Genomic DNA, 23,135 nt, shown 5'->3' with positions numbered 1-23,135 from the left:
TTATTTATCAAAATATAGTAATCCGTCACCACTGCCAAATTTCATATCTTTAAGCAAAGGCGAAAGCTCTTTTGCAACAGGCAAGGGGCCTGCCTCAAGCGCGCTCACCACTCGAGGAAAGATCATAGACATCGAGGGTTCTCCACTATATTTTTTGTCTCCTCTCCATTTTTTCATCTGACTATGAAATCTGGATTGCATTTCAAACTTTGATTTTTCTAGCTGCAAACCCACACCGCTTTGTGTGCTCACTACCGAGAGTTCTCCTTTTCCTGATCCATAAGCCACTACATAAGGCAATTCCTTGTTGTTGATAATGAGGTTTAACTGCACAAGTAAAATAGCTTTGTGATTGAACTTGATTCCATTTGTAAGTGCGTGATTGATATCTAGATTATCAATACAAATGGCCACGTGCAGTTTGAAATCAACATCCGTTGGAAAACTCATTAGATCTCTCCATGCAAAAAACTGCATAAATCTAGATTCAAATAAGTCGTTCGCACCAGGAATTTCTGATCTACGATAGGCGATTTGAAAACATTCTTTGGGAATCCATAACTTTAGCACCTTCTTAAGATCAGAAATGGTGTATGTCAGAATGTTTTCTTGGTTGGGGTAACTTGTATTTAATAATATTTGCTCTTTATAAGGCCATCTGATTTGAGTGCGGGCATGAACACGACTGTCCACTTTTAGATCTATCAAAGAAATATAAATCTTTCTTCCTAAAAAATTAAATTCTAATCCTTTCTTAAAATCGTCCCAGTAGCTTTGTATCACTTCTCTGTTTACCAGATTGATGATCTGTGTTTGTCCCTCATCACTCACAAGCCACTTGATTGCGATTTCTGAAAGTTTATCTTTATAATTACCTGGGGCCTCACAGTTTTGTGCATCAATGATAAAATCTGGTTCAGCCGTAAAGTTAATATCTCCCACCCATGGACGATCACCTTTAATACTTCCAAAAGCTTCAATCCCCACATCTTTTGCACCTCTGATCTTTAACTCATCACAGGTGATGTTTGTGTACACATTCACTCTGAGTGAGCCTTGGTTTTGTACTAATTTGTATTTGGCATCAAAGTGGGTGACTTTAAATTCAATATCTTTGATTTTAACATCTAATTTCACTTGTCCATCATCTAAAATTTCAAAATACGGTACGAATTTGGCCGTATAACGAATAGACTCCGCTACGAAATCCAAACCACTGATCTGAGGCAGCTCTTTAAGCTCACTCTCTAATACTAAACCCTCTTTAAAGCTAGAGTTTAAAACCTCGTTTAATTGCTTTGAAGTCATATTTAATACAACTGGGGTATAAATATCGGCGAACGCTTTTGTAGAAAAAGCCATGATGAAAACGACAGTGAACAGTATTTTTTTTGTGGTCATGCTCTATTGTCGGTGGCCTAGACCATGGTCTTAGGTCTAGGTGCTGAGTATTTTTTATATTTTTGATTTTTTAGTTTTAATAAGCTGACAGTCTCAACTTTGTTTATAAAGTGTTGATTGATTTTACAGAAGCCACACTAAGTCTTACTTGCACTTTGAAAAATTAAAAAACCCTAGATGTTAGGTCTGGGGTTTTCTTGATTTGCAATAAATTGTCTAACTTTCAAACAGGCTATTTTGCTTTAGCGCGTGGTTTTGTTTTCAATGACAACGCCATTTCGATGTTATCATTGATGACTTTGTCTCCTAAGTTTTTAAAGAACTTTTCAGAATTGTATTTTACGTTATATTTGGATCGATCAAACTCAAAACTAGATTTGATACCAAAATTTGTGTCTGAAATCTTAGTAATGGCCACATTAAAGGTCTCTTTATGAGTTTTGTCCTTAATAGTCATATCCCCAGTCACAATATACTTTTTTTCTTCACTCTCATTCTTCTTCTTGTCCTTTTTCTTTGCTTTGACAGGGGCTTCCTTTGTCACACTTTTAATTATAAATTTTGCGACAGGATATTTTTCCACATCAAAGAAGTCTGAAGACTTAAGATGATTATCTAATTTTTCACTGTATTTAGGACTCTCAACGTCCTCATTTTTAATGGTCTTCATATCAATGGTGATCTCACCAGCCACAAGCTCCCCGTCTTTATCAAACTCGACGGTTCCACTTTCCACCTTAATATTACCGCGATGCGTATCAGTGACGATCAGCTTCTTCCAACCCTTCCATGACACTTCACTGTTAGCTGGGTTAATATCCAAAACCAAGGCCGATTGGGCATAGGCTCCATTTACTGAAAATACAAATACTAGAATTAGAACGATTTTATTTAACAAGGCAACCTCCTCAAAATTAAGTATAAATATAATACAGAATAGCTGATTTAAAGTTCAAACCAATTCTACATCGCAAGCTGTTGAAAGCTATTGACCTTGGGCATTTATCGTCATTTGATTGGGGGGAGGAAAGGGAGATCCTAAAAAATGACAAACACCACGGATAACTTAACGGGATGGGAGTTAGTGGATTTAGTCGCATCAAGCATGAGCCAGTCAGAAAATGACACTTGGCTCAAAGAACGACTGATCGAAACTCTTGAAGCACAAAATATTGATATCGAAAACATTGACATCAACGTACTTAGAAATTGCGCCATGAAGGTCTTAAAGCAGTCTCTCACACAAGAACTGCTCGCAATAGGCAAATAAATAGAGAGCAAAAAACCACGTCTTTTGCTCTCTTTAATCTAATATTACTTTTTAGTTCAAGCTTCAGCACATAAGTCCGCAGCTCTTTGAATAAGGTCAATCAGAAGCTTTCCCTACAGATCACTTATCGTAAAAAACAGAAAGTGACACAATATTAAATGTAATACTTGAGCCTTTATCAATATCGCCAGCAACGTTTAAAACTAATGTCGCATTGGGTGTCCAAGACACTTTTTCTGAAATGGCAAATCTCTTACCGACACCAACAAGTAAAGCTATATTATCCACATCAGCACCCGCATCAATTTTCATATAACGGATTCCACCTTGAACAAAAATCGCAGAAGCTAGGTCTGTGTTTAAGTTATATCGCGCTAAGGCCCCTAGAGCAAAAGAGGAGATATCAACTAAGTCACCGCTTACGTTCATGAATCCAAGAAGTCCACCCACTTGAAGTTGCTCATTCAGTTGATAATAAACTTCTGATCCTAGAGCAATGGTCGTAGCATCCATGCCCCCACCAGCACTAGTTAAATCCAGCTGGCCAGTTGTTGGTGTAGAGCCTCCACCAAACATGGACATAGCAGACCCATAGGATCCCATAGCCTGAATCTCAAATTGAGCATGGGCCGTCGTTGTGATCCCACCTACAAATACGATTACTGCAAAAATATTTTTTAACACATAGCCTCCTTTTTGCTTTGTTATAAATATCTTATTTCTCTTTGGACTTAACCGTAAAAATTTTTTCTATATTCGTCAAAGTCTATACCGAAATGCCTCACGACATTATAACTCAGTGGGCTTTAAATGATCTTAGACAAATAATAACTGATATTTAAAAACAAAAAGCCCAAGGGAAACTTGGGCTTTTTAAAAGACTTGTTTTTAAAATGTATTACTAGTACTAAACTCTCTCAACAGAAACTGTGATTTCTGCTTTTAAAGTATCGCCTTCACCCAATACAACTTCAGCCTTATGTTGGCCTAAGACTTTGATAGGAGCTGGCAAAACGATATCTTTTCTATCTACTTCAAAACCTTTTTTTGCTAACTCTTTTGAAATCTCTTGAGCAGAGATGGAGCCGAATAGCTTTTCGTCTTCACTGGCTTGAACTTTGAACTCCACAACAGTGCCCGTTAAGCTTTGAACTATAGTTTTTCTAGCTTCAATGGCTTTGTTCTTTTGAACTTCGGCAACACGTTTTAAATGCTCAAACTCTTTAACTCTTTTTTCAGTAGCTTCAGCCGCTAGTTTGCGAGGAAATAAAAAGTTACGCGCATAACCGCTTGCAACATTTAAAAGATCTCCCACTTTACCAAGGTCTTTTACATCTTTTTGTAGAATTACTTTCATTCTAAACCCTTTCGTTCTTCTTTATACTTCTCTCTATAATCAAATAAATACTCTGCTACACCCAAAAGCACTAGACCCACGGGCATGTATAAGATGATCAGGATATACCACATATTGCGCCAAAATCGAGCAATTTTAATCTTATCAAACAGTGAGTTAAGCACCGCAACACCTTGAAAAAAATACAAGCAACATAATGGGAAAAACACATTTTTTGCCGCTAGGATCACCTCAGGTGGAAGGGTCACTTTTAAACCTTTTAGGTCTATGAAGGCAAGACAAAAACTCACTAATATAGCCCAAAAATAAAGAGGGGGGACATCCATCTTGTTCAGCAAACTTGTTCCCCAAAAACTGACTAAGTACGCCATTAAAAATGCAGAAAAGTAAAGTGCAGGGATATAGTGGTGCAGCTCTTTCCAACGGTTCATAAGACTCACACTGGCTTCCTGTGAAGAGCCCGCGGTCTGTTGTATGTATTCACCAATTCTAGTCACCCAGATGGTCAGTTCCTGTTCCCAAGCCTCAGGAAACATCACTCGGATCAGTAATGCTACAGCAATGTGAAGAAGCATGATCAATAGCAACACCACTGTTTTACCCATTTGTTTAAAAGCACTCTCACCCTTCTGCCAAATGAAGCCAACAAGACTGTGTGCTTCTAAGGCAAGAACAGGTATAAGGGCAAACCAAACTGTAAACCCCAATCCAAGGGCACTCATAGAGATCACAGCAAGTGGCAACAAGGCCCATCTCACATATTTGGGTACCGACTTATAAAAATGTCTGACAAAGGGAATGGCTAAAATCCATATTAGTAAAAACGCAAAAAAGCAGGTTGAAAATGTCACAACCTGCTTTATTCCTGCACTCAATTTAGATTTCATGATTTAAGCCAAAGATAATTTAGGCGTTAAACGTTTTTCTTGCAGCAGCTCTTTTCTTAGCCTTCTCTTCGAACTCTCTTCTTTTCTTTTCTGCGTCAGCAAGAATCTGATGATACTCTTCAACGTGTTTATTTAAGTCTGTATTGTCTTTAAGGCGCACGTTCAAGAATCTAAGAACTTTATCGTTGATTCTCATTGTTCTTTCTAATTCTTTAATCGCTTCTGGAGAAGTTTTAAAAGTGGTGTAGAAATAGTTCCCGATTTGGCTCTTATCAATAGCATTGGCTAGTGGTCTTTTACCCCAAGTTTCAACACTATTCATAGCTCCACCAAAGGATTCTACGATTGATTTATTTTTTGTGAAAAGTTCTTTTTGTTCTGCTTCTGAAGCCTCTGGGTGAACAATGATCACTGCTTCATAAGCATGTTCTTTTTTGCTTTCTTCTAGTGTAAAAGCCATCTCTGGTCTCCTTCTTATGGTTCATCGCCGCACGCACCTATTTGCGCCAGCAAGAAGAGAAATCTTGGTACCATGGTCTATAGACAAAAACAAGCATCTCCTTAAACTATAAGAATGGGCTTATCCTTCAAAGTACTCGATTCTCCTCAAAACGAAATTATTGGTACTCTTGTACCCTTATTCGAAGGGCTTCTCATTGGGCGAAGCCGAGGACACTGGATTGTGGAGGACAATCGTATCTCTTCCACCCACGCCGAAATCCAATCTAATAACCAAGGACACTTGCTTTTGGTAGATAAGGGTTCGCGTAATGGTATTAAGGTCCAAGGGCGTAATATCAGTAAGCTTTTACTCTTTCCTGGCCTCATTTTACAGATTGGTGACACCTTAGTCGAAGTCCAGCACATTGATGACCAGGTCCTTCACCAAAGCAATCAGGATGAAACCCAAGGACTGGTGTCTCAGGCTATGGAGATCGTCTCTAAAATTGATATCACTGAACACGAAAGAGACTATGTTAAACCCCAGTTTTTCCCTAATCCAGTACACCTCGAAGTCATTCAGGGCCTCCAGCTGAATCAACAGTGGATTTTGGATTATGGCCCTTTTAGATTTGGATCAGGCTCTATTGGAGGACTTTTAGTGGGGCAAAATATGCCCGAATTGGTCTTTGAAATCTTTCTTGGTTCGCGTGGCCCCATGATTCGGCCTCTTACAACGGAAAGAATCTTAAAGCTTAACTCTATCCCACTGATCTCAGAATCTATCTTAGAAAATAAAGACATTCTAACGATCACTTTACCTAACGAAAATATCACCCGTATAAGGTTCAATCTGAACTAAAATACTTTGTGACTTTAGGCTGGTTCCAGTTGTATCTCTGTAAATTATGAATACAGAAATCAATTCCTCTAGAGTTGTGACCGATAACACACCCATGAGTAAGCACACGTATTTGCCGACACAAAATGGATACTGCTTTGGAGCTGACGGCAACAAGGTCTATTACGAACTTCACGGCAGTAAGGGGCCTTATGTAGTGCTCGTTTATGGGGTGGCATGTTTGATGAACCATTGGATTTATCAGACTGCTGAGCTGTCTAAAACCCACCGTGTGATCTTATTTGATTATCGAGGGCATCATAAGTCTGAGTATCATCCCAACCTCGGCATGGACCATGTGGCCCATGATATTAAATGCTTACTCGACCACCTTGAAGTCAAACAGGCTTACTTGGCTGGGCACAGTTTTGGGGTTCCAGTTGTGGTTAAGTTTAATCAACACTACCCAGATATGTCTTTAGGAAATGTTTTAATAAATGGCTTTGTTTACAATCCTTTAGATGAGTTATTTAGGGTTCCTGTTTCCAAAAAACTCATATCAAGTATTGAAACTTTGCAAGAAAGCGCTCCTCAACTTTCACAATGGCTGTGGAAAAAAACCGTAAATAACCTGCTCGCCCAAATCACTTGCGGCGTTCTAGGTGGATTCAATTTAGAGCGCACATCGTTTAAGGACATTGAGGTTTACACTCAAGGTTTAGAAAATCTTAGACTCAAAACTTTGCTCGCATATATGAAAGAATTAGTGGCCATGGATTTACGAGAAGCACTTCCTGAAGTGCAAAATAAAACTCTAATCATCTCTGGCTTGCGCGATGGGATCACTCCCACTCACCAACAGGATCTCATGAATGCGCTTCTGCCCAACTCAGAAATCATAAAGTTTCCAGAGGGAAGCCACTGTACACAATTGGATTTGCCCGACATTTTAAATCCGATCTTACGAGATTTTTTTAAGTGATCACCAATGAATTGATGAATCCGTATAAGAGATCATATCCGTCGGAATTTTCAGCACTCTCTGTTTTAAAAATAACTTTTCCATTTATTTTTTAGTCATTTTTTTGTTTTTTCTTTCAACGTCTTAAGTCGCTTTGCATCAGTAAAAGTTTTATTAGCCAGTTATTTTTTTTGCTGCAATACTCTTTAAATCGCACAAAATACAAGCGGTCACTTATTCAAAATATAAATATTTTTAATATTTTACCTCATTTTTTGCATAAAAAGTCAGCAAAAAATGGTCTTCTTGCGTCCAAATGTGGATAACTCAGTGGAAACTTGGGAATAACTCTCTAATGGTATCCTGACACAAGGGTCAGAAACCTAAATGTAGTTTTCGTCTTTATGATGGAGTTTTCTCTATTTCTTTTTCAAAAAGGACTTCAAAAATCCAGAGTTGCCTCTTGCAATATTACTTAAGCTAATATCCTTAGGACAGGTCGCTGAGCAGGCTCCTGTGTTAGAACACGAACCAAAACCTTCTGCATCCATTTGAGCCATCATCTTTTGAACTCGGGCTTGCGCTTCAACTTGTCCTTGTGGCAGTTGGTTCAGCTGATTGATCTTTGCAGAAACAAAAAGCATAGCTGAAGCATTTTTGCAGGCTGCCACACATGCCCCACAGCCAATACAAGCCGCGGATAAAAAAGCATCATCGGCGTTGTCTTTAGGGATGGGAAGATTATTGGCATCTTGCGCATTCCCTGTCGATACAGATACAAACCCACCCGCACTGATAATTCTATCAAAAGCTGAGCGATCCACGATCAAATCTTTGATGACAGGAAAGGCTTTAGCTCGGAAAGGCTCCACATAGATCTCTTCGCCATCTTTAAACGATCGCATGTGAAGCTGACATGTTGTTGTACTGACATTGGGGCCATGGGGCTCACCATTGATAACCATAGAGCACGTTCCACAAATCCCTTCGCGACAGTCGTGATCAAAAACAACAGGATCTTTATCTTCATGGATCAACTTTTGATTTAAAACGTCCAACATCTCTAAGAAGGACATGTCAGTGGATATATCCTCGACATTATAAGTTTCGAAATGCCCCGTATCCTGAGCATTTTTCTGTCTCCAAACATTGAGTTTTAATTTAATTGTTTTTGATTCACTTGAAGCCATTGTTACCTTCTTACTTATAACTACGGGTTGCTAATTTTACGTACTCAAAATCCAAATGCTCTTGGTGCAGTTGCCAGCTTTTTTTGTTCTCATCACCTGTATATTCAAAAGCTGAGGCATGGCAGAATTTATCATCCACACGTTTGGCCTCACCATCCATTTGGTACTCTTCACGGAAGTGACCACCACAAGATTCTTCTCTTTGTAGAGCATCTCTGGCCATCAACTCACCCAGTTCTAGGAAGTCAGCAAGCCGTGTTGCCTTTTCTAATTCTTCATTTTTAGTTTTATCTTCACCAGGAATTTTTACATTTTGCCAAAACTCTTCACGAATTTTTCCAATTTCATCAATGGCTTGTTTCAGTCCAGCTTCATGTCTAGACATACCTACTTTTTCCCACATGACATGGCCAAGCTCTCTATGGATCTCATCCACTGTTTTATTGCCTTTAAGATCCATCAATTTTGCAATCTTAGTCTTTACAACATCAGCGCTGGCTTTAAATTCAGGGTGATCTGTAGTGATAGGCTCAAAAGTATTTGAAGCAATATAATGGGATAAGGTGGCAGGAATTACAAAATATCCATCAGCAAGTCCTTGCATCAAAGCAGATGCACCCAACCTATTTGCACCATGATCCGAGAAGTTCGCCTCACCTAAAACATGCAAACCAGGAACTGTACTTTGTAGATTGTAATCCACCCATAATCCACCCATTGTGTAGTGAACCGCAGGATAAATTCTCATGGGAACTTTATACGGATCTTCACCAGTGATCTTTTCATACATTTGAAAAAGGTTGCCATATTTTTCACTGATCGCCGGTTGGCCCAAACGTTTAATCGCATCTCTAAAATCTAAAAACACGGCTTTACCAGTAGCACCCACACCTTTACCCTCGTCTACGCGAAACTTCGCTTGTCGTGAGGACACGTCTCTGGGAGCCAGGTTTCCAAAGCTTGGGTACACTCTTTCTAAATAGTAATCTCTTTCTGTATCAGGAATTTGCGAAGGATGTCTCTTGTCACCAACTTCTTTGGGAACCCAAACTCTTCCATCGTTCCTGAGTGATTCAGACATCAAAGTCAGTTTGGATTGATAGTCACCAGAAACAGGAATGCAGGTCGGATGAATTTGCGTAAAGCAAGGGTTAGCAAATGCAGCCCCTTTTTTATGAGCAGACCATGCCGCAGAGACATTAGAATTTTTGGCGTTAGTTGAAAGATAGAAGACGTTTCCATATCCACCCGTAGCGAGCAGCACGGCGTCCCCAGCATAAGATTCAATTTCACCTGTAACAAGATTACGAACTGTAATTCCTCTGGCTTTTCCACCAATCACTACAAGATCCATCATCTCTCTACGAGTAAGTAAATTGACTTTTTTAGCCGCAACTTGTCTCATCATTGCCGAATAGGCTCCTAATAAAAGCTGTTGTCCTGTTTGTCCTCTGGCATAAAAGGTTCTTGAAACTTGCGCTCCACCAAAAGATCTGTTGGCTAACAGGCCCCCATATTCTCTAGCAAAGGGCACACCTTGGGCTACAGCTTGATCAATAATGTTGTTTGAAACTTCGGCCAAACGATAAACGTTGGATTCTCTTGATCTAAAGTCTCCTCCTTTAACCGTGTCGTAGAAGAGTCGATAAACCGAATCTCCATCATTCTGATAATTTTTTGCGGCGTTGATCCCACCTTGTGCAGCAATAGAGTGCGCCCTTCTTGAAGAGTCTTGTATACAAAAAGTAGTGACGTTATATCCCAATTCTGCCAGAGTAGCCGAAGCCGATGCCCCTGCTAATCCTGTTCCCACAACAATAATATTAAATTTTCTTTTGTTGGCGGGGTTCACAAGCTTCATATCAAACTTATATCTTGTCCAACGATCTTCAATTGGGCCACTTGGAACTTTTGAATCCAGATTTATTGCCACACTTACTCCTAGCCTTTATAAAAAAAATAAACGTAGATGGGTTGGCTGATAAAACCGCCCACAACCACCAAACCATAAATCCAGCCGACAGCTGAAATTACTTTTTCATGCACATTGCTTAAACCAAAGGACTGAAACAAAGACGAAACACCATGCTTAAGGTGTCCGTATAAAAGCACTAAACAAAACATATAACCTACAACATACGCAGGATTCTGGAAAACCTCTACAACTAGGCGATGTAGGTCTCGCATTTCCACTCCATCGTAAGTGACAGAATAGTATTCACCAAATTTGAAAGTGAGTAGATGAGAGATCAAAAACAATAAAATAACCGACCCCTGAAACCACATAGTTCTTGAACTCAAAGTGGCTGCGGCCTTCCCTTTAGGACGAATGGCATAGGCTTTTTTTCTTGCTCCCCAATTTCTGAAAACCAACGCCATTGTCAGCATCATGTGGAGAAACAACAGACCCAACAGACCTAGCTCTGCAATATAAATCAAAGGGTTCGTAATCAATTTATGGCTATAGATGTTATAAGCCTTAGGACTAAACAAAATCAGCATATTCGCAGCCATGTGCGTGAATAGAAATAATGCCAACCCCAGACCGCCAACGGCGACTAGCTGTTTCCGTCCCACAGTGGATGTGAAGTAATTTTTCATGGATTTTCCTTGTGTTTAAATAATAACTAAATGAAATTCCCTTCCTTGTCACTCTTAAGAGCAAATCAAAAGCGAATATCACGTCCAACATCTTGCTAAAAATATTCAAAATTCCCACGTCGAGTCGTGATTCTCCGTCAAACTCTCGCTATAAAAACCTACTATCCTAAAAAAGGAGTACTTTGTGGTTATTTATGTGTGTATAAAACAGGTCCCTGATACGGAAACAAAAATCATAATCAATTCCAATAAGTCGGGCATTGAGACGTCCTCTGTGAAATGGATCATGAACCCCTACGATGAGTATGCTGTAGAGGAAGCCATCCAGAAGAAAGAAGCCTTAAAGGCAGAAAAAGTTGTGGCCCTTACTCTTGGCCCCGCTCGTGCAGCAGATGCTTTAAGAACTGCTTTAGCCATGGGGGCTGACGAAGGACTACACATTGTGACTGACGATATTTTAGATACAGGCAATATTGCCAAAGCCTTAGCTGGAGCCATTAAAGCAGAGGGTCAAGACGCTTTTGTCTTCGCGGGCAAGCTTTCTATCGACTCCAATAACTCTTCTGTTGGCCAACAAGTTGCGCAGTTTTTGAAAATTCCACACGCCACAGTGATTTCAAAGTTTGATGTGAATGGTGATAAGGTCCTAGTTGAGAGAGAGACAGAAGCTGGAAATAAGGAGATTGTAGAGCTCACATCTCCCGCACTTGTTGCGGCAAATAAAGGTTTAAATACCCCTCGTTTTGTGAGTCTTCCAGGGATCATGAAAGCAAAGAAAAAACCTATCAAACAAGTCCAACTTTCTGATCTCGGAGTTTCTGCCGCAGACAATAAAGTCACATTTAAAGATTATGAACTTCCTCAAGAAAAGCCCGAAGTTAAAATTTTATCTGGAGACAATGCCACTCAGGAGCTGGTCTCTTTATTAAGAAACGAAGCCAAGGTCATTTAAAGTTAGGAGTAAAAATGTCTATTTTAGTATTCGTAGAACAAAACAACGGAAAAATTAAAGGCTCCTCACTTGAACTTGTGACGGCAGCGCAAAAATCAGGTCAAAAATTTTTCACGGTCTCGTTTGGTGCTGGAAGTGACAGCATTCAGAATGAACTCTCTCAATATGGTGTAACTCAACATTATGCCTATTTGGAAAACGACTTTCAGTTTTACAATCCACAAGTTTATACACAAGCCATGGTAGAACTTGCCAATGAAACGCAAGCCAATATTGTTTTAGGTTCTGGCTCAGCACTCACAAAGGATCTTTTCCCTGCTATAGCCACCCAACTGGATGCGGGGTATGTTTCTGATTGCACTAATTTAGTCTGGGAAGGCTCAAAGTTCAGCGCCAGAAAGCCTCTTTATGCTGACAAATGTTTTTGCAAAGTCGAATTTTCTGATGGAGCCAAACAAGTCATTCTCACTCGACCTAATCAACTTCCACTAGAAAAGAAAGACGGCACAACCACAGAAGTTGTCTCTAAAACATTTTCAGCCCAAGACCTTAAAACTATTGTCAAAGACATCGTTAAAGGGGCCTCTGCTAAATTAGATCTTACAGAAGCCAATGTAATTGTGTCTGGAGGCCGTGGCTTACAAGACGCTTCCAACTTTAAACTCTTAGAGGATCTTGCAGAAGTTTTAAATGCAAGCGTAGGAGCCAGCAGAGCCGTTGTCGATGCAGGGTGGGTTCCTCATAATATGCAAGTGGGTCAAACTGGAAAGACCGTAGCCCCTACCCTTTACTTTGCCATCGGAATTTCAGGTGCTGTTCAACATTTAGCTGGCATGTCCAGTAGCAAAGTGATTGTAGCCATCAATAAAGACCCTGAGGCGCCTATCTTCAAAAAGGCCACTTATGGTATCGTTGGAGACGCTCTAGAAATCGTTCCCAGGCTGACGCAAGAGTTTAAAACCTTGCTTTCGTAAGTCACTTTTATAAAACTCTATCCCTTCAAAAGAGAGGCCTTTGACTTAGACCTCTCTTTTTGTTTTATGGGTATATGCTTAAAAAAATTCTTAACAGCCCTATCTTTCTCTCCATTGTGGTCTTTTTAGGCTATCTCTTTTTTCGTATCTCCATGCTGACTTGGCGCAAGAAAGTCGTCCTTCACCCAGATCTCCAAAAACTACTAAACCAAGACGAACTGATTAGTGTTGGTTTTTGGCATCAGGATATTTTTGCCTGCCTATACCTAATAGGAAAATTCAAAACCGTATCCATGGTTTCTGATAGCAAAGACGGTGAACTCATAGCCCGCATGATTCAATGCTTTGGAGGTCAAGTAGTGCGAGGCTCATCACGTAAAGGAGCCATTAAAGCCTTAAAAGCCATGCTTAAAATGGCCAAGACAACACGACTTTGGACTGTGATTTCCGTTGATGGTCCAATTGGACCAAGAAATAAAGCCAAATCTGGCATCATCGAAGTCTCGCGCATTGGAGGCTCACATATCGTCCCTCTTGGAGTTTATGCTTCAAAAAAATGGGTTTTAGAGAAGACCTGGGACCAAACCGAAATTCCAAAATTTTTTAGTAAAGTGGTGTACTACTTTGGTCCACCATTTTCACCTAAAACTCTAGACCCCAAGTCAGAAAACGATCAGAATATATTATCAGAGGCAATAATGGCTGCTCAGAAAAATGCGATGTTAATATGTTCTGGGAATAAGTAGCCGCCTCTCTATAAAATTTATTACTAGGAGCTTAGCATGTTAAGACTACTTGCGTTTTTCTTTTTGATCCCTACACACTCTTACGCTCAGATTTTAGCAAAAGTGGGCAATCAAGCTATCACTGTTGAAGAGTTCAAAAAAGAATTCCAAAAAACCAAAGAAAATATAGGCATGCTCCCCTTTGAACCCACTCCTGAACAATTTCTTGAAGACATGATCCGTTATCGAATTGGTTTACAGGAAGCCAACAAAAAAAAGATCACCAAAATCCCTGAGGTTAAAAAGAAGCTGGAACAGGAATTATACAAGGCCTTACTTGAAGTGGAATTAGCAAAAAAAGTAGAGGCGATTAAGATCAAAGACTCTGAAATCAGTGCCTTCTATAATCGTTATCCAAATGTTAGGACTAGCCACATCCTTGTCCGTTACCCTGTAGATGCCACACCTACACAAATTCAAGAGGCTAAACAACGCGCACAAACTATTTATGGTAAAGTTGTTAAATCCAACCGTCCTTTCAAAGAGTCTGTTGGCCTTTATTCTGAAGATGAAATCAGCAAAGCCTCCGAGGGTGATATCGGTTACCAATCTATTTTAACACTCCATCCTGCATACTACGAAGCCGCTCGTAAACTACGTCAAGGGCAGATTGCTGGCCCCATTCAAACTCGCTTTGGTTTCCATATCTTACAACTCACAGGAGTACAGCCATTTAGTGAAGCTAATAAAGAACAAGTACGCATTGCGCTTTTTGATGATAAAAGAAAAAATATCGTGGATAATTACTTTAAGGATTTGAAAAAACAGTACCAAATCAGTATAAATCCTGAGGCTCTAAAAAAATAAAATGAGGTGCAATGAGACATTCAATTATCAAGCTAAGCTTAATAATCCTTTTGGGTGTCTCTCTTTCTTCCTGTAAAAAGAAGCAAGATCTTTTTAACGAAAATATCATTTCATCTTCACACAAATCATTAACGGGGTTTGAGTTCTCTAACCTCTTGGTCCGCAAGTTCATTGAGCAAGATATAAAATATCCCAAACCCGATGTTGTGGCTGTTATTAAAAGACAAATCGTTGAAGACTTTATCATTCAATCCACTTATGAAAAATTTGCCAGTGAAAACAATATTTTCGTCAAAAAAGAGAGCTTAGATGAAGCCTTTGAAAAACTTGTAGACTCATATCCTGATCGCGAAAGCTTTGAAATCTTTTTGAATGAAGCAGGTCTTAAGGTTTCTGATGTGCGCTCCTCTATTAAAGATCGTCTTTTAAGACAACTGGTCCGTGAGCAAATCATGAAGGACTTTAAAACTGAGATCACCGAAGACGATCTCAAAAATTATTACAACCAAAATAAACAAGATTTTCACCGTGAAAAGCAACTCCACCTAAAACAGATTGTTGTCGAACACGAAGAAGAGGCCTTAAAAATTCAAGATCTACTTAAGATTGGGAATAATAAAAATTATGAGTCTTTAGCGCAAAAGTACTCCCTTGCCCCAGAAAAAATCAAAGGGGGGGATTTAGGCTGGGTGAATGTCTCTGATTATCCCGCGTTTGCAGAAGCCGAAAAGACCTCTAATGGGCGAATCTCATCTATCATTAAAAGTGCCAACGGCTATCACATCTTTAAGGTCGTAAATCGCCGTGCTGCGCAAGATTTGCCTTATAATAATGTTAAAACGGATATTAAACGCCTTTTAGAACGCCAGCTCCAAGAGCAGTTTGTGGCCCAGTGGTTAAAAGAGCGTGCTGCACAACTAGATATAGAAATTAACAATGACCTACTGAGTAAGATCGTGGTAAATAGACCTAGTAGCTACTAGGAGTAAGGCCATGATATCCTTCAATTTTTTCAAAAAAAGTCTTTCACTTGTTATGGGCTTATGCCTGCTCTGTGTGCAACAAGTAAGTGCCAAAACAGTAGATGAGATCATCATCATCGTTGCTAACCAAGTGATCTTACAAAGTGACCTTGAGCATTTTAAATCCAATCTTAAAAATCAAAAGCTAGTAGACTTTGAATATGCTAGTCTATTTTCAAATTCAAATTTAGAAAATGACGAAAAAGCCCAATTGGACTATCTGGTAAGTGAAAAACTATTCATCCACAGTGCTAAAAAAATAGGTATCTATGACAATGTGGCTGATAACCTAGATAAAGAGATCGGAAAGATTGCCGCTTCAAACCAACTGACTTTAAGTGAACTCAAAAAGGAAATCCAAAAGGAAGGCGTGGACTTTGAAGACTACAAAAGCTTTACTCTTAACTCGTTAGTCAGAAAAAGAGTCATCGAACAAGTCATTGCTTCAAAGATCGACATTTCTGAAGCTGACATCATTCAACACATGCAGCGTTCAGGTTCAAAAACTTTTATTCCGAAATTTGAATATAAACTTTCTCATATCCTTGTGAACCGTTCTGCTGACATTGATATGATTGAAAATGCCATTAAGAAAAATGGCTTTTATAACTCCCTTAAATATTCTGAGAATGACAGTGAGCACGGTGAGCTAGGTACTTTTAAAGAAGGTGAAATGACACCTACAATCGAGAAGATTGTTAAGACTCTAAAAGTAAACGAAATCAGTCCACCTATTTATGTCGGAGATAATGTCTTCTTCATCAAATTAGATGATAAAATTCGAATCAACAGCTTACCTAACACGCCTGAAGTCAGACAGATTCGTGCAGAACTGATACAGAAAAGTCTTTCTCGTGAAATTGAAAAATGGCTAGAAGACCAAAAAGAAACAAACCATATTAAATATTTTAAATCATAAAATGTGGGGTTTATTTGGCAGACTCTAATCCTCTTTTTCATATCACAACAGGTGACATTGATGGTATTGGATTAGAAGTCACCCTTAAAGCCCTAAATCAGCTAGACGAGCACATCCTGTCCTCTTATTGTTTTGTGATTTGGATTCATTCTTCTCAAGTGGAAATCGTAAAGTCTTCTCTAAACCATCAGCCCTGCTTTTTAAAATATGAAGATTTCTCTGCCAACGTTTCATCTCTAAATACAAATTTAGTGTTTCTATGTTCAGATTTATCTCCAGCCTATTGGTTTGAAGCCGCATCACAATATTGTCTGGACAAGAAAGGCGTAGGGATCATTACAGCTCCTTTATCAAAACAAGAGAGTTTTTCACTGGGACACAATGACTTAGGACATACAGAGATTTTAAAACGTATTTGCCAAATTGACTTACTATTTATGGCTTTTATTGGGGAATACTTTAACGTAGTTCTGTACTCAGACCATGTCCCCGTCAAAGATGTTGTTTTAGATAAAGATAAGTTCAAATATTTTTTAGATTTAACCTTTTTACTGAACGGTAAATTTCCAAATTATACAACGGTCCTTCTCGGACTTAATCCTCATGCAGGCGATAAAGGCCTGATAGGAAAAGAAGATGGTGTTATCTCGTCATGGATTCAAGAGTGGCAACCTAAGAACCTGATTGGACCTGTTCCTGCGGACTCTGCATTTTGTAATTACAAACAAACACCCTCCACGTATGCCGCTCTTTATCATGATCAGGGCCTTATCCCTTTCAAGATGGCGCATGGATTTACTGGTTATCACACCACCTTAGGATTACCTTTTATTCGTACTAGCGTTGACCACGGAACTGGAAAAAATATTTTTAACCAGAATAAGGCTGACTTTTCATCTATGCTAGATGCTATCCGTGGAGCAGCAAAAATTCACCAAGGGAGTATGAAATGATAAACCCTCAAATCTTTAGAGAATACGACATTCGCGGAGTCTATCAAAAAGATTATGATGAGTCTTTTGCTGAGAAACTTGGGTTTTATTACGTACATTTTTTACAAGCTGAATTAGACAAAAAAGAAATTCATCTTTCTGTGGGATATGATGCACGCCTGTCCAGCCCGAGTTTATGTGAGGCTTTATGCTCTGGTATCAGAAAAGCAGGTGGGTTCATTTATATGCTTGATATGATCACATCCCCTTTAAGTTATTTTTCCTGCTTCAACTTAAATATTGATGGTGCCGTGATGATCACAGGCAGTCATAATCCTCCCGATCATAATGGATTCAAAATTTCAAAAGGAAAAACAACCCTCCATAGCCATGAAATCGCCACACTTAAAGACCTGATTTTAAATGGCACAGAAGATTTAAGTTTAATTGCCGAATCAGGTGGGACAAAGACTTACAACATCTTAAATGATTACCAAGATAAGTACACTACAGAGTTCCAAGGGAAACTCAATGACATCAGTGTCTGTTTTGATTGTGGAAATGCGGCCGCTGGGGTTGTTGTTCCACAAATGTTTGCAAACTTAAAATTAAAAGGCCACATTCTTTTTCCAGAACCTGATGGTAGGTTTCCCAACCATCATCCTGATCCATCAGTAGAAAAAAATCTTACAGACCTTAAGAAAGCAGTCATTGAAAATAACTACAATGTGGGTATAGGTTTTGACGGTGATGCGGACCGAATAGGAGTCGTAGACAATAAAGGAAGAATGGTCACTGTGGATCAATTTATGATTCTTTTTGCCCAAGATGTTTTAAAGAATCATCCAGGCGCACCTATTATTGGTGATGTAAAATGCTCTCAAATTTATTATGACAAAATACGTGAATTTGGTGGAAACCCTATCATGTGGAAGACAGGGCATAGTTTAATTAAAGAAAAAGTTCGTGCTGAAAAGGCCCCTTTTGGTGGAGAACTCAGTGGACATGTTTTTTTTGCTGATCGTAACTATGGCTATGATGATGCCTTTTATGCAAGTTTACGACTTTTAGAAATTATCAATACTTATAAACTTAACCTTGCTGATTACGTTGATGCCCTACCTAAATTTTATTCTACACCAGAATTACGTGTCGCCGTTAAAGAAGAAGAAAAATTTAGAATTGTTGAAAACCTAAAAACACAATTACTTAGAACCAAAAAACTCACTAGCGATATTGATGTATTAGACGTCAATACCCTTGATGGAGTGAGAGTGAATCTTACTGGAGGCTGGGCTTTAGTCCGTGCCTCTAACACACAACCCGCTATTACAGTCAGATTTGAAAATTCAAGCGCAACTTTATTAGAACAATCCAAAAATATTTTTTCAGAGCTTTTAAACGTTGAATTGGTTGATCATCATTAGATTAAGACTTTAGTTATATCTATCCTTTAACCTGTTTGATTTGAATATCAGCATCTGTACTTCTATCTGTAGTTACTTAGACCTTAGTTCTGTGTTGATATGAAATAGCTAGAAGTTCGTCACTACGACTAAAACATAGTTCTTATCCTTTCAAGGTATCAGCCGAACAAAAAGTATGTTTAAAGTTCTGGCTCTTATTTTTTTTATTCTACCTCACTTCTGCTATGCCCTTTGTCCTGATCCTGTGCCCAATCAATATATTGTTGTAACATCAAACCCAGAGAAAGTTTTGGAGTCTCAGTCCTCATCTTTCAAAACATCTACAAATCAAAATCAATGGATTTACAATCACTTACAAAAAAAGGCTTCATTCAAAACAAACTCTAGTCAGAACATTCCTTTAAAATACTCAACTCTAGTTTTAACAATGGATAATTTGGGTTATAAAAAAATCAAAAATCTATCTGGCACATTAAGCATAGAACAAGATTGTTATGTTTATATTAACAACCTAGATAAACCTTCTAATTTGGACATTACAAATTTAGATATAAGAGATGAAATTCTAAATAATGATCTAGAAGAAACTCCTCCTAACGATCCACTATTAAGCGAGCAGATGTGGTACTTTGATGTGACAGGGTCACTAACAACATCTCTAGACACTCAAAATAAAACACTGGTCGCAGTCTCTGACACAGGCTTTGAATACACTCATTTAGATTTGATCAATAATCTGTGGGTCAATGACCTTGAATATAATGGGCGAAATAATGTTGATGATGATAATAATAAATGTGTCGACGACATTCATGGCTGTGATTTAACAACTAGTGATGGCCAAATAGGACCTAATAATTACCGATCAAATTATTTAGACCATGGAACACATGTTGCTGGGATCATTGGTGCTGAACAGAACAATGCCCGCGGTATTTATGGAGTAGCATCAAATGTCGAATTGATGCTTTTAAAAAGCTTCAATAGCAGTCGTGGAACTACCTCTAGCGATTTGATGAGAAGTATTTACTTTGCTGTAGACAATGGAGCCAAAATCATTAACTGCTCTTGGGGTGTCAATGCTTCACCTAATGTTTCAGAATTTTTAGCTTTTGAATATGCAAGAAAAAATGATGTTCTGGCTGTTGTAGCCGCAGGCAATGAAAATATCTTTGCTTCTAGAACTTCTCCTGCAGGACTCACGAATGTGTTGACTGTAGGAAGCATGAATTCACAAAAAGAAATTTCAACATTTAGCAACTACGGTGACTCTGTTGATATTTATGCTCCAGGTGGTGATAAGATCAGAAGAAACGAATTCATCTGGTCTACTGTCACTGCTAATCGGTATGAAGGAAAACGTGGCACCAGCATGGCAGCGCCTTTTATTTCTGGTGTGCTTGCTAATATTAAAAGTGCCTATCCTCAAGCTACAAGAAATGAACTGATGAATCTTTTATTTCAATCTGCAGAAAAGAAATCTCTCAAGGCTTATTATGAACCCACACATCTTGAAGATGGCAGAATCTTAAACACCTATGCACTTTACCAGCTAGCAAAGGACTATTTTAACCAAGAGGATAGATATTATGATTTTGAGCCTAAAGACATTTCCAAACCTATAGGATCAGGAAGTGTGAATTCAAATTCAGTAGGAGATTATAAAACTAGTTCTTCAGGGTGTTCCAGAAAGAATAATTCTGAACTTATGGAAAGCACGAGTGTAGATGCAGAAAAACCTTTGTCTATTTTTCTACTACTACTTCCTGTTTTCCTTGTCTTAGTTCTTAAATACAGACTGAAAGACAAATAACCTTAAAAAAGAAAAACCCACACCTATGCAGATGTGGGCATTCACCATTTAGGTCTGTTAGAGAAAACTTCTCTAATTATTGACCCATGATCATGATTGCAATAACGAATGTGAAAAGAGCAAGTGTTTCAATGAACACAAGACCAAGAATCATTGGTGTTTGCATTTTATCTTTTGCATTTGGATTTCTACCGATACCTTCCATTGCAGCAGAACCTACTAGACCTTGAGCAATCGCACCACCAAGAGCAGCTAAACCCATTGCGATAGCAGCAGCAAAACCGTAATAGATTGTGTTTCCAGCAGTAGCAACAGTAGTCGTAACAACTTCAGCACCTTCTTCAGCAAAGGCAACTGTTGATAATAACATAACTGCAATCATTAAACCCTTTTTCATCATTTTCTCTTCTCCTTTTAAATCTTTCTGTTTTAAACCTAACAATAAAGTCTTAAATAATGTCATTCCTACTAATGATCATGTGACAATGCCATAGAAACATAAATCATTGTAAGAACTGTAAAAATAAACGCCTGCATACAAGATACAAACAAACCTAAAATATAAAATGGAACAGGAACTACGTATGGAACTAAATCCGTAAAGATGCCTAAGACGCTATGATCAGCTAACATATTTGCTCTTAAGCGAATACTTAAACTGAGTGGTCTTACTAAGTGAGAAAAAAGCTCTACAACCAAAATCAATGGAGCCAACCACCAGATAGGACCCATAAAATGTTTTACGTATCCTAGGCCATGCTCTTTAATACCAAAGGCATTATAAACCACAAACACAAAGAGCCCCACAGCTAAACCTGTATTGATATTTTCTGAAGCTGTTCCAAGGCTGGGTACTAAACCAAAAATATTATTTATAAGAATAAAGAAAAAGATGGTTGCAAACATAGGTACATAAGGTCTTCCCTCTGGCCCCACAACTGTATCCGTCATAGATCCAATAAATTCAGTCAGTTGTTCAAATAGACCCTTGATGGATAACTTCGGTGCAGGTGTGACGGCCTCTTTACCTTTACCTAGAGCTACATTTGCAGCTACCGCTAGAATTGTCATCAATCCAACGGCACCAGCAGCAAGTGCCACGTGCATGTTTGAATCTGTCACTCCAGGCAATTGAGTTGCCCAACTAAAAGCAGCCATATTTATTCTCTCTCTAATTTATTGGTCTTCTATAACTCAAAATCACCAGACTAGGCAATACATTTAATAGACCAAGAGCATAGGAAGTGACATTAAAATCGGGCTGCTTAAAGAGCCAATACATACTCAGTGCGATGACTGGATACTTGGAAAACATCAAAAAAATGGACAAAATGAGGTTCCGACCTGCCATGATAGATTTAACGGCATAATAGATAATTGTTACACAAAATAACATTGTTAAGCTGCCTGCCAGTAGGTACTTGGTACCACCCCAGAAGCCCAAAACAATCAAAGTGAGCGCACCCCAAGATAGGGCCGCCCATAGGGTGTTTTGCGTTGCATTATTGAGTTTGGTTTTGTTCATCTTCCTTTTCTTCTTTTTCAATTTTTGAAAGTGCTTTTATAAGGATAAACACCCAAAGCCCCATGGCTGCAAAAATGAGCATGGGAGTCGCTAAACCCATCAGTTGAAACTTTTTATCTAGCCACTTCCCTAGGTAAAGTGAGATCACAACTAAAATGACCAGCTCCATGGCCACTGCTGTTAAAACACCATAAACCTTATACAACTTATCTTTTTTGGCCACACATCCCCTTTTAACGACGAATTCTTTTACCTGTCGGCCCGCCTGGTTGTAACTCTAACCTTTTCTCGAGCTTAGAAATTTGAGCTTCTGCATAAGCCTGCGAACTTACGTCTTGTGTATGATTTTTAAAATTTTTTAAAACATCAATGGCTTCTTTAAGCATACGATTTTCTCTATAGGCCACAGATAAAATGATAGGAAGTTTTAAGCGATTGGACTCTTCGGGAAAAGTCCCTAAAGCTTCTCTTAAAGGTACTGTTGCATCCTCGTACTTTTCTAAACCCATCAGTGCCTGGGCATGCAATATGGCCGCTTGTATATACTTAGTTTTATCAATGACTTTATTTTGCTGTTTCTGGTTTTTGTTTAAATCCTCAACTTCATTGATCGCCTGCTTATATTCTTTTTTATAAAAATAGGAATGGCTGATTTTGATTTTTGCTTCTAAGCAAACCAAAGGATCTTCACACAGTTCTGTCACTTCAGAAAATTGAATTAAAGCATTTTCATAGTCTTGCAAAAATACAAAATAAATCGTTCCCATATTAAAATGGTAATTTTCTCGTTCCTTATTATTTTCTGCAAAAACCAAAAGCTCAGAATATGAATTCAAGGCACATTGATAGTCTTTAAGCTTTCTTTCACATAGGTCTACAACTTTTAATAGAACTTTTTTCTTTTCAGTTCTATTTCGCGCAAGACTCATAGCTTTAATATACACTTGTAAAGCTCTTGTCTCTTTACCACTGTCTGCTAACTTAATTGCTTTTCCCATATTACTTTCGTAGGTTGAACATCCTACGAAAG

Annotated in this window: 26 protein-coding genes; 12 read left to right on the top strand and 14 right to left on the bottom strand. The window is 38.6% G+C overall.

The window, feature by feature from the left end:
• Both M9899_01365 and M9899_01360 read right to left on the bottom strand, forming a co-directional pair.
• On the bottom strand, positions 1–1,401 hold the full coding sequence (locus M9899_01365; GenBank protein MCO5112804.1) for a hypothetical protein: 1,401 nt from the start codon (positions 1,399–1,401) through the stop codon (positions 1–3).
• Between the two features lie 232 nt (positions 1,402–1,633).
• Entirely contained in the window at positions 1,634–2,299 is a 666-nt protein-coding gene (locus M9899_01360) for a YceI family protein (GenBank protein MCO5112803.1), read from the bottom strand.
• Positions 2,300–2,446: 147 nt separating this feature from the next.
• Between M9899_01360 and M9899_01355 the strand changes: the two genes are divergently transcribed.
• Positions 2,447–2,671 (top strand): hypothetical protein, encoded by a 225-nt coding sequence (locus M9899_01355; GenBank protein ID MCO5112802.1) that lies wholly within the window; start codon positions 2,447–2,449, stop codon positions 2,669–2,671.
• Positions 2,672–2,791: 120 nt separating this feature from the next.
• On the opposite strand, the gene M9899_01350 is transcribed toward M9899_01355, so the two are convergent.
• From M9899_01350 to rpsF, 4 genes are all read right to left on the bottom strand, one after another.
• Complete coding sequence (locus M9899_01350) at positions 2,792–3,355, bottom strand: hypothetical protein (protein MCO5112801.1); 564 nt, start codon at positions 3,353–3,355, stop codon at positions 2,792–2,794.
• 223 nt (positions 3,356–3,578) lie between these two features.
• On the bottom strand, positions 3,579–4,028 hold the full coding sequence (rplI, locus tag M9899_01345; protein MCO5112800.1) for a 50S ribosomal protein L9: 450 nt from the start codon (positions 4,026–4,028) through the stop codon (positions 3,579–3,581).
• The gene (locus tag M9899_01340) at positions 4,025–4,915 is read right to left on the bottom strand and encodes a DUF2232 domain-containing protein (protein MCO5112799.1); all 891 of its coding nucleotides are present in this window, start codon (positions 4,913–4,915) and stop codon (positions 4,025–4,027) included. The genes rplI and M9899_01340 overlap by 4 nt, the downstream gene beginning before the upstream one ends.
• Before the next feature lie 19 nt (positions 4,916–4,934).
• Positions 4,935–5,375 carry a 30S ribosomal protein S6 gene (rpsF, locus tag M9899_01335; protein ID MCO5112798.1) on the bottom strand — a complete coding sequence of 147 codons (441 nt, stop codon included), beginning with the start codon at positions 5,373–5,375 and terminating at the stop codon, positions 4,935–4,937.
• Between the two features lie 114 nt (positions 5,376–5,489).
• Between rpsF and M9899_01330 the strand changes: the two genes are divergently transcribed.
• Both M9899_01330 and M9899_01325 read left to right on the top strand, forming a co-directional pair.
• Positions 5,490–6,218, top strand: coding sequence for an FHA domain-containing protein (locus tag M9899_01330; protein ID MCO5112797.1), 729 nt, complete (start codon positions 5,490–5,492; stop codon positions 6,216–6,218).
• 46 nt (positions 6,219–6,264) lie between these two features.
• Entirely contained in the window at positions 6,265–7,179 is a 915-nt protein-coding gene (locus M9899_01325; protein MCO5112796.1) for an alpha/beta hydrolase, read from the top strand.
• Positions 7,180–7,577: 398 nt separating this feature from the next.
• Here M9899_01325 and M9899_01320 read toward each other — a convergent pair whose 3' ends face one another.
• Genes M9899_01320 through M9899_01310 form a run of 3 tightly spaced genes read right to left on the bottom strand, consistent with a single transcriptional unit; the run spans position 7,578 to position 10,949 of the window.
• Positions 7,578–8,348 carry a succinate dehydrogenase/fumarate reductase iron-sulfur subunit gene (locus M9899_01320; protein MCO5112795.1) on the bottom strand — a complete coding sequence of 257 codons (771 nt, stop codon included), beginning with the start codon at positions 8,346–8,348 and terminating at the stop codon, positions 7,578–7,580.
• Positions 8,349–8,358: 10 nt separating this feature from the next.
• Positions 8,359–10,281 (bottom strand): fumarate reductase/succinate dehydrogenase flavoprotein subunit, encoded by a 1,923-nt coding sequence (locus tag M9899_01315; GenBank protein MCO5112794.1) that lies wholly within the window; start codon positions 10,279–10,281, stop codon positions 8,359–8,361.
• 8 nt (positions 10,282–10,289) lie between these two features.
• Positions 10,290–10,949 (bottom strand): succinate dehydrogenase cytochrome b subunit, encoded by a 660-nt coding sequence (locus M9899_01310; GenBank protein ID MCO5112793.1) that lies wholly within the window; start codon positions 10,947–10,949, stop codon positions 10,290–10,292.
• A 184-nt stretch (positions 10,950–11,133) separates the two neighbouring features.
• On the opposite strand from M9899_01310, the gene M9899_01305 reads away from it, so the two are divergent.
• The 9 genes from M9899_01305 (at position 11,134) to M9899_01265 (ending at position 20,580) form a co-directional block, all read left to right on the top strand.
• Complete coding sequence (locus M9899_01305) at positions 11,134–11,901, top strand: electron transfer flavoprotein subunit beta/FixA family protein (GenBank protein MCO5112792.1); 768 nt, start codon at positions 11,134–11,136, stop codon at positions 11,899–11,901.
• Between the two features lie 14 nt (positions 11,902–11,915).
• Positions 11,916–12,875: an electron transfer flavoprotein subunit alpha/FixB family protein gene (locus M9899_01300; protein MCO5112791.1), complete on the top strand. Its 960-nt coding sequence runs from the start codon at positions 11,916–11,918 to the stop codon at positions 12,873–12,875.
• A 74-nt stretch (positions 12,876–12,949) separates the two neighbouring features.
• Positions 12,950–13,621 (top strand): lysophospholipid acyltransferase family protein, encoded by a 672-nt coding sequence (locus tag M9899_01295; protein MCO5112790.1) that lies wholly within the window; start codon positions 12,950–12,952, stop codon positions 13,619–13,621.
• Positions 13,622–13,657: 36 nt separating this feature from the next.
• Entirely contained in the window at positions 13,658–14,467 is an 810-nt protein-coding gene (locus tag M9899_01290; protein ID MCO5112789.1) for a peptidylprolyl isomerase, read from the top strand.
• Between the two features lie 11 nt (positions 14,468–14,478).
• A complete protein-coding gene (locus M9899_01285; protein ID MCO5112788.1) occupies positions 14,479–15,450 on the top strand; it encodes a peptidyl-prolyl cis-trans isomerase in 972 nt (323 codons plus the stop codon).
• Positions 15,451–15,523: 73 nt separating this feature from the next.
• Positions 15,524–16,408, top strand: a complete 885-nt coding sequence (locus M9899_01280) for a peptidylprolyl isomerase (GenBank protein ID MCO5112787.1) — start codon at positions 15,524–15,526, stop codon at positions 16,406–16,408.
• A gap of 14 nt (positions 16,409–16,422) precedes the next feature.
• A complete protein-coding gene (locus M9899_01275; protein MCO5112786.1) occupies positions 16,423–17,361 on the top strand; it encodes a 4-hydroxythreonine-4-phosphate dehydrogenase PdxA in 939 nt (312 codons plus the stop codon).
• Positions 17,358–18,767 (top strand): phosphomannomutase/phosphoglucomutase, encoded by a 1,410-nt coding sequence (locus M9899_01270; GenBank protein ID MCO5112785.1) that lies wholly within the window; start codon positions 17,358–17,360, stop codon positions 18,765–18,767. Before M9899_01275 ends, M9899_01270 begins: the two co-directional genes overlap by 4 nt.
• A gap of 175 nt (positions 18,768–18,942) precedes the next feature.
• Complete coding sequence (locus M9899_01265) at positions 18,943–20,580, top strand: S8 family serine peptidase (GenBank protein MCO5112784.1); 1,638 nt, start codon at positions 18,943–18,945, stop codon at positions 20,578–20,580.
• A gap of 76 nt (positions 20,581–20,656) precedes the next feature.
• Here the strand turns inward: M9899_01265 and M9899_01260 are convergent, their stop codons facing one another.
• The 5 genes from M9899_01260 to M9899_01240 are packed head-to-tail and all read right to left on the bottom strand — an operon-like array spanning position 20,657 to position 23,103.
• Positions 20,657–21,043, bottom strand: coding sequence for an ATP synthase F0 subunit C (locus M9899_01260; GenBank protein MCO5112783.1), 387 nt, complete (start codon positions 21,041–21,043; stop codon positions 20,657–20,659).
• Positions 21,044–21,048: 5 nt separating this feature from the next.
• Positions 21,049–21,738 (bottom strand): F0F1 ATP synthase subunit A, encoded by a 690-nt coding sequence (gene atpB, locus M9899_01255; GenBank protein MCO5112782.1) that lies wholly within the window; start codon positions 21,736–21,738, stop codon positions 21,049–21,051.
• A 13-nt stretch (positions 21,739–21,751) separates the two neighbouring features.
• Positions 21,752–22,105 (bottom strand): hypothetical protein, encoded by a 354-nt coding sequence (locus tag M9899_01250; GenBank protein MCO5112781.1) that lies wholly within the window; start codon positions 22,103–22,105, stop codon positions 21,752–21,754.
• The gene (locus M9899_01245) at positions 22,083–22,328 is read right to left on the bottom strand and encodes an AtpZ/AtpI family protein (GenBank protein ID MCO5112780.1); all 246 of its coding nucleotides are present in this window, start codon (positions 22,326–22,328) and stop codon (positions 22,083–22,085) included. Before M9899_01245 ends, M9899_01250 begins: the two co-directional genes overlap by 23 nt.
• Positions 22,329–22,338: 10 nt before the next feature.
• Positions 22,339–23,103: a hypothetical protein gene (locus M9899_01240; protein MCO5112779.1), complete on the bottom strand. Its 765-nt coding sequence runs from the start codon at positions 23,101–23,103 to the stop codon at positions 22,339–22,341.
• Between the last annotated feature and the right edge of the window lie 32 nt (positions 23,104–23,135).

Source organism: Pseudobdellovibrionaceae bacterium (assembly GCA_023954155.1).
Taxonomy (GTDB): Bacteria; Bdellovibrionota; Bdellovibrionia; order Bdellovibrionales; family UBA1609; genus JAMLIO01.
Note: the sequence above shows the minus strand (reverse complement) of the source record. Positions and strands in the feature narration are given on the sequence as shown.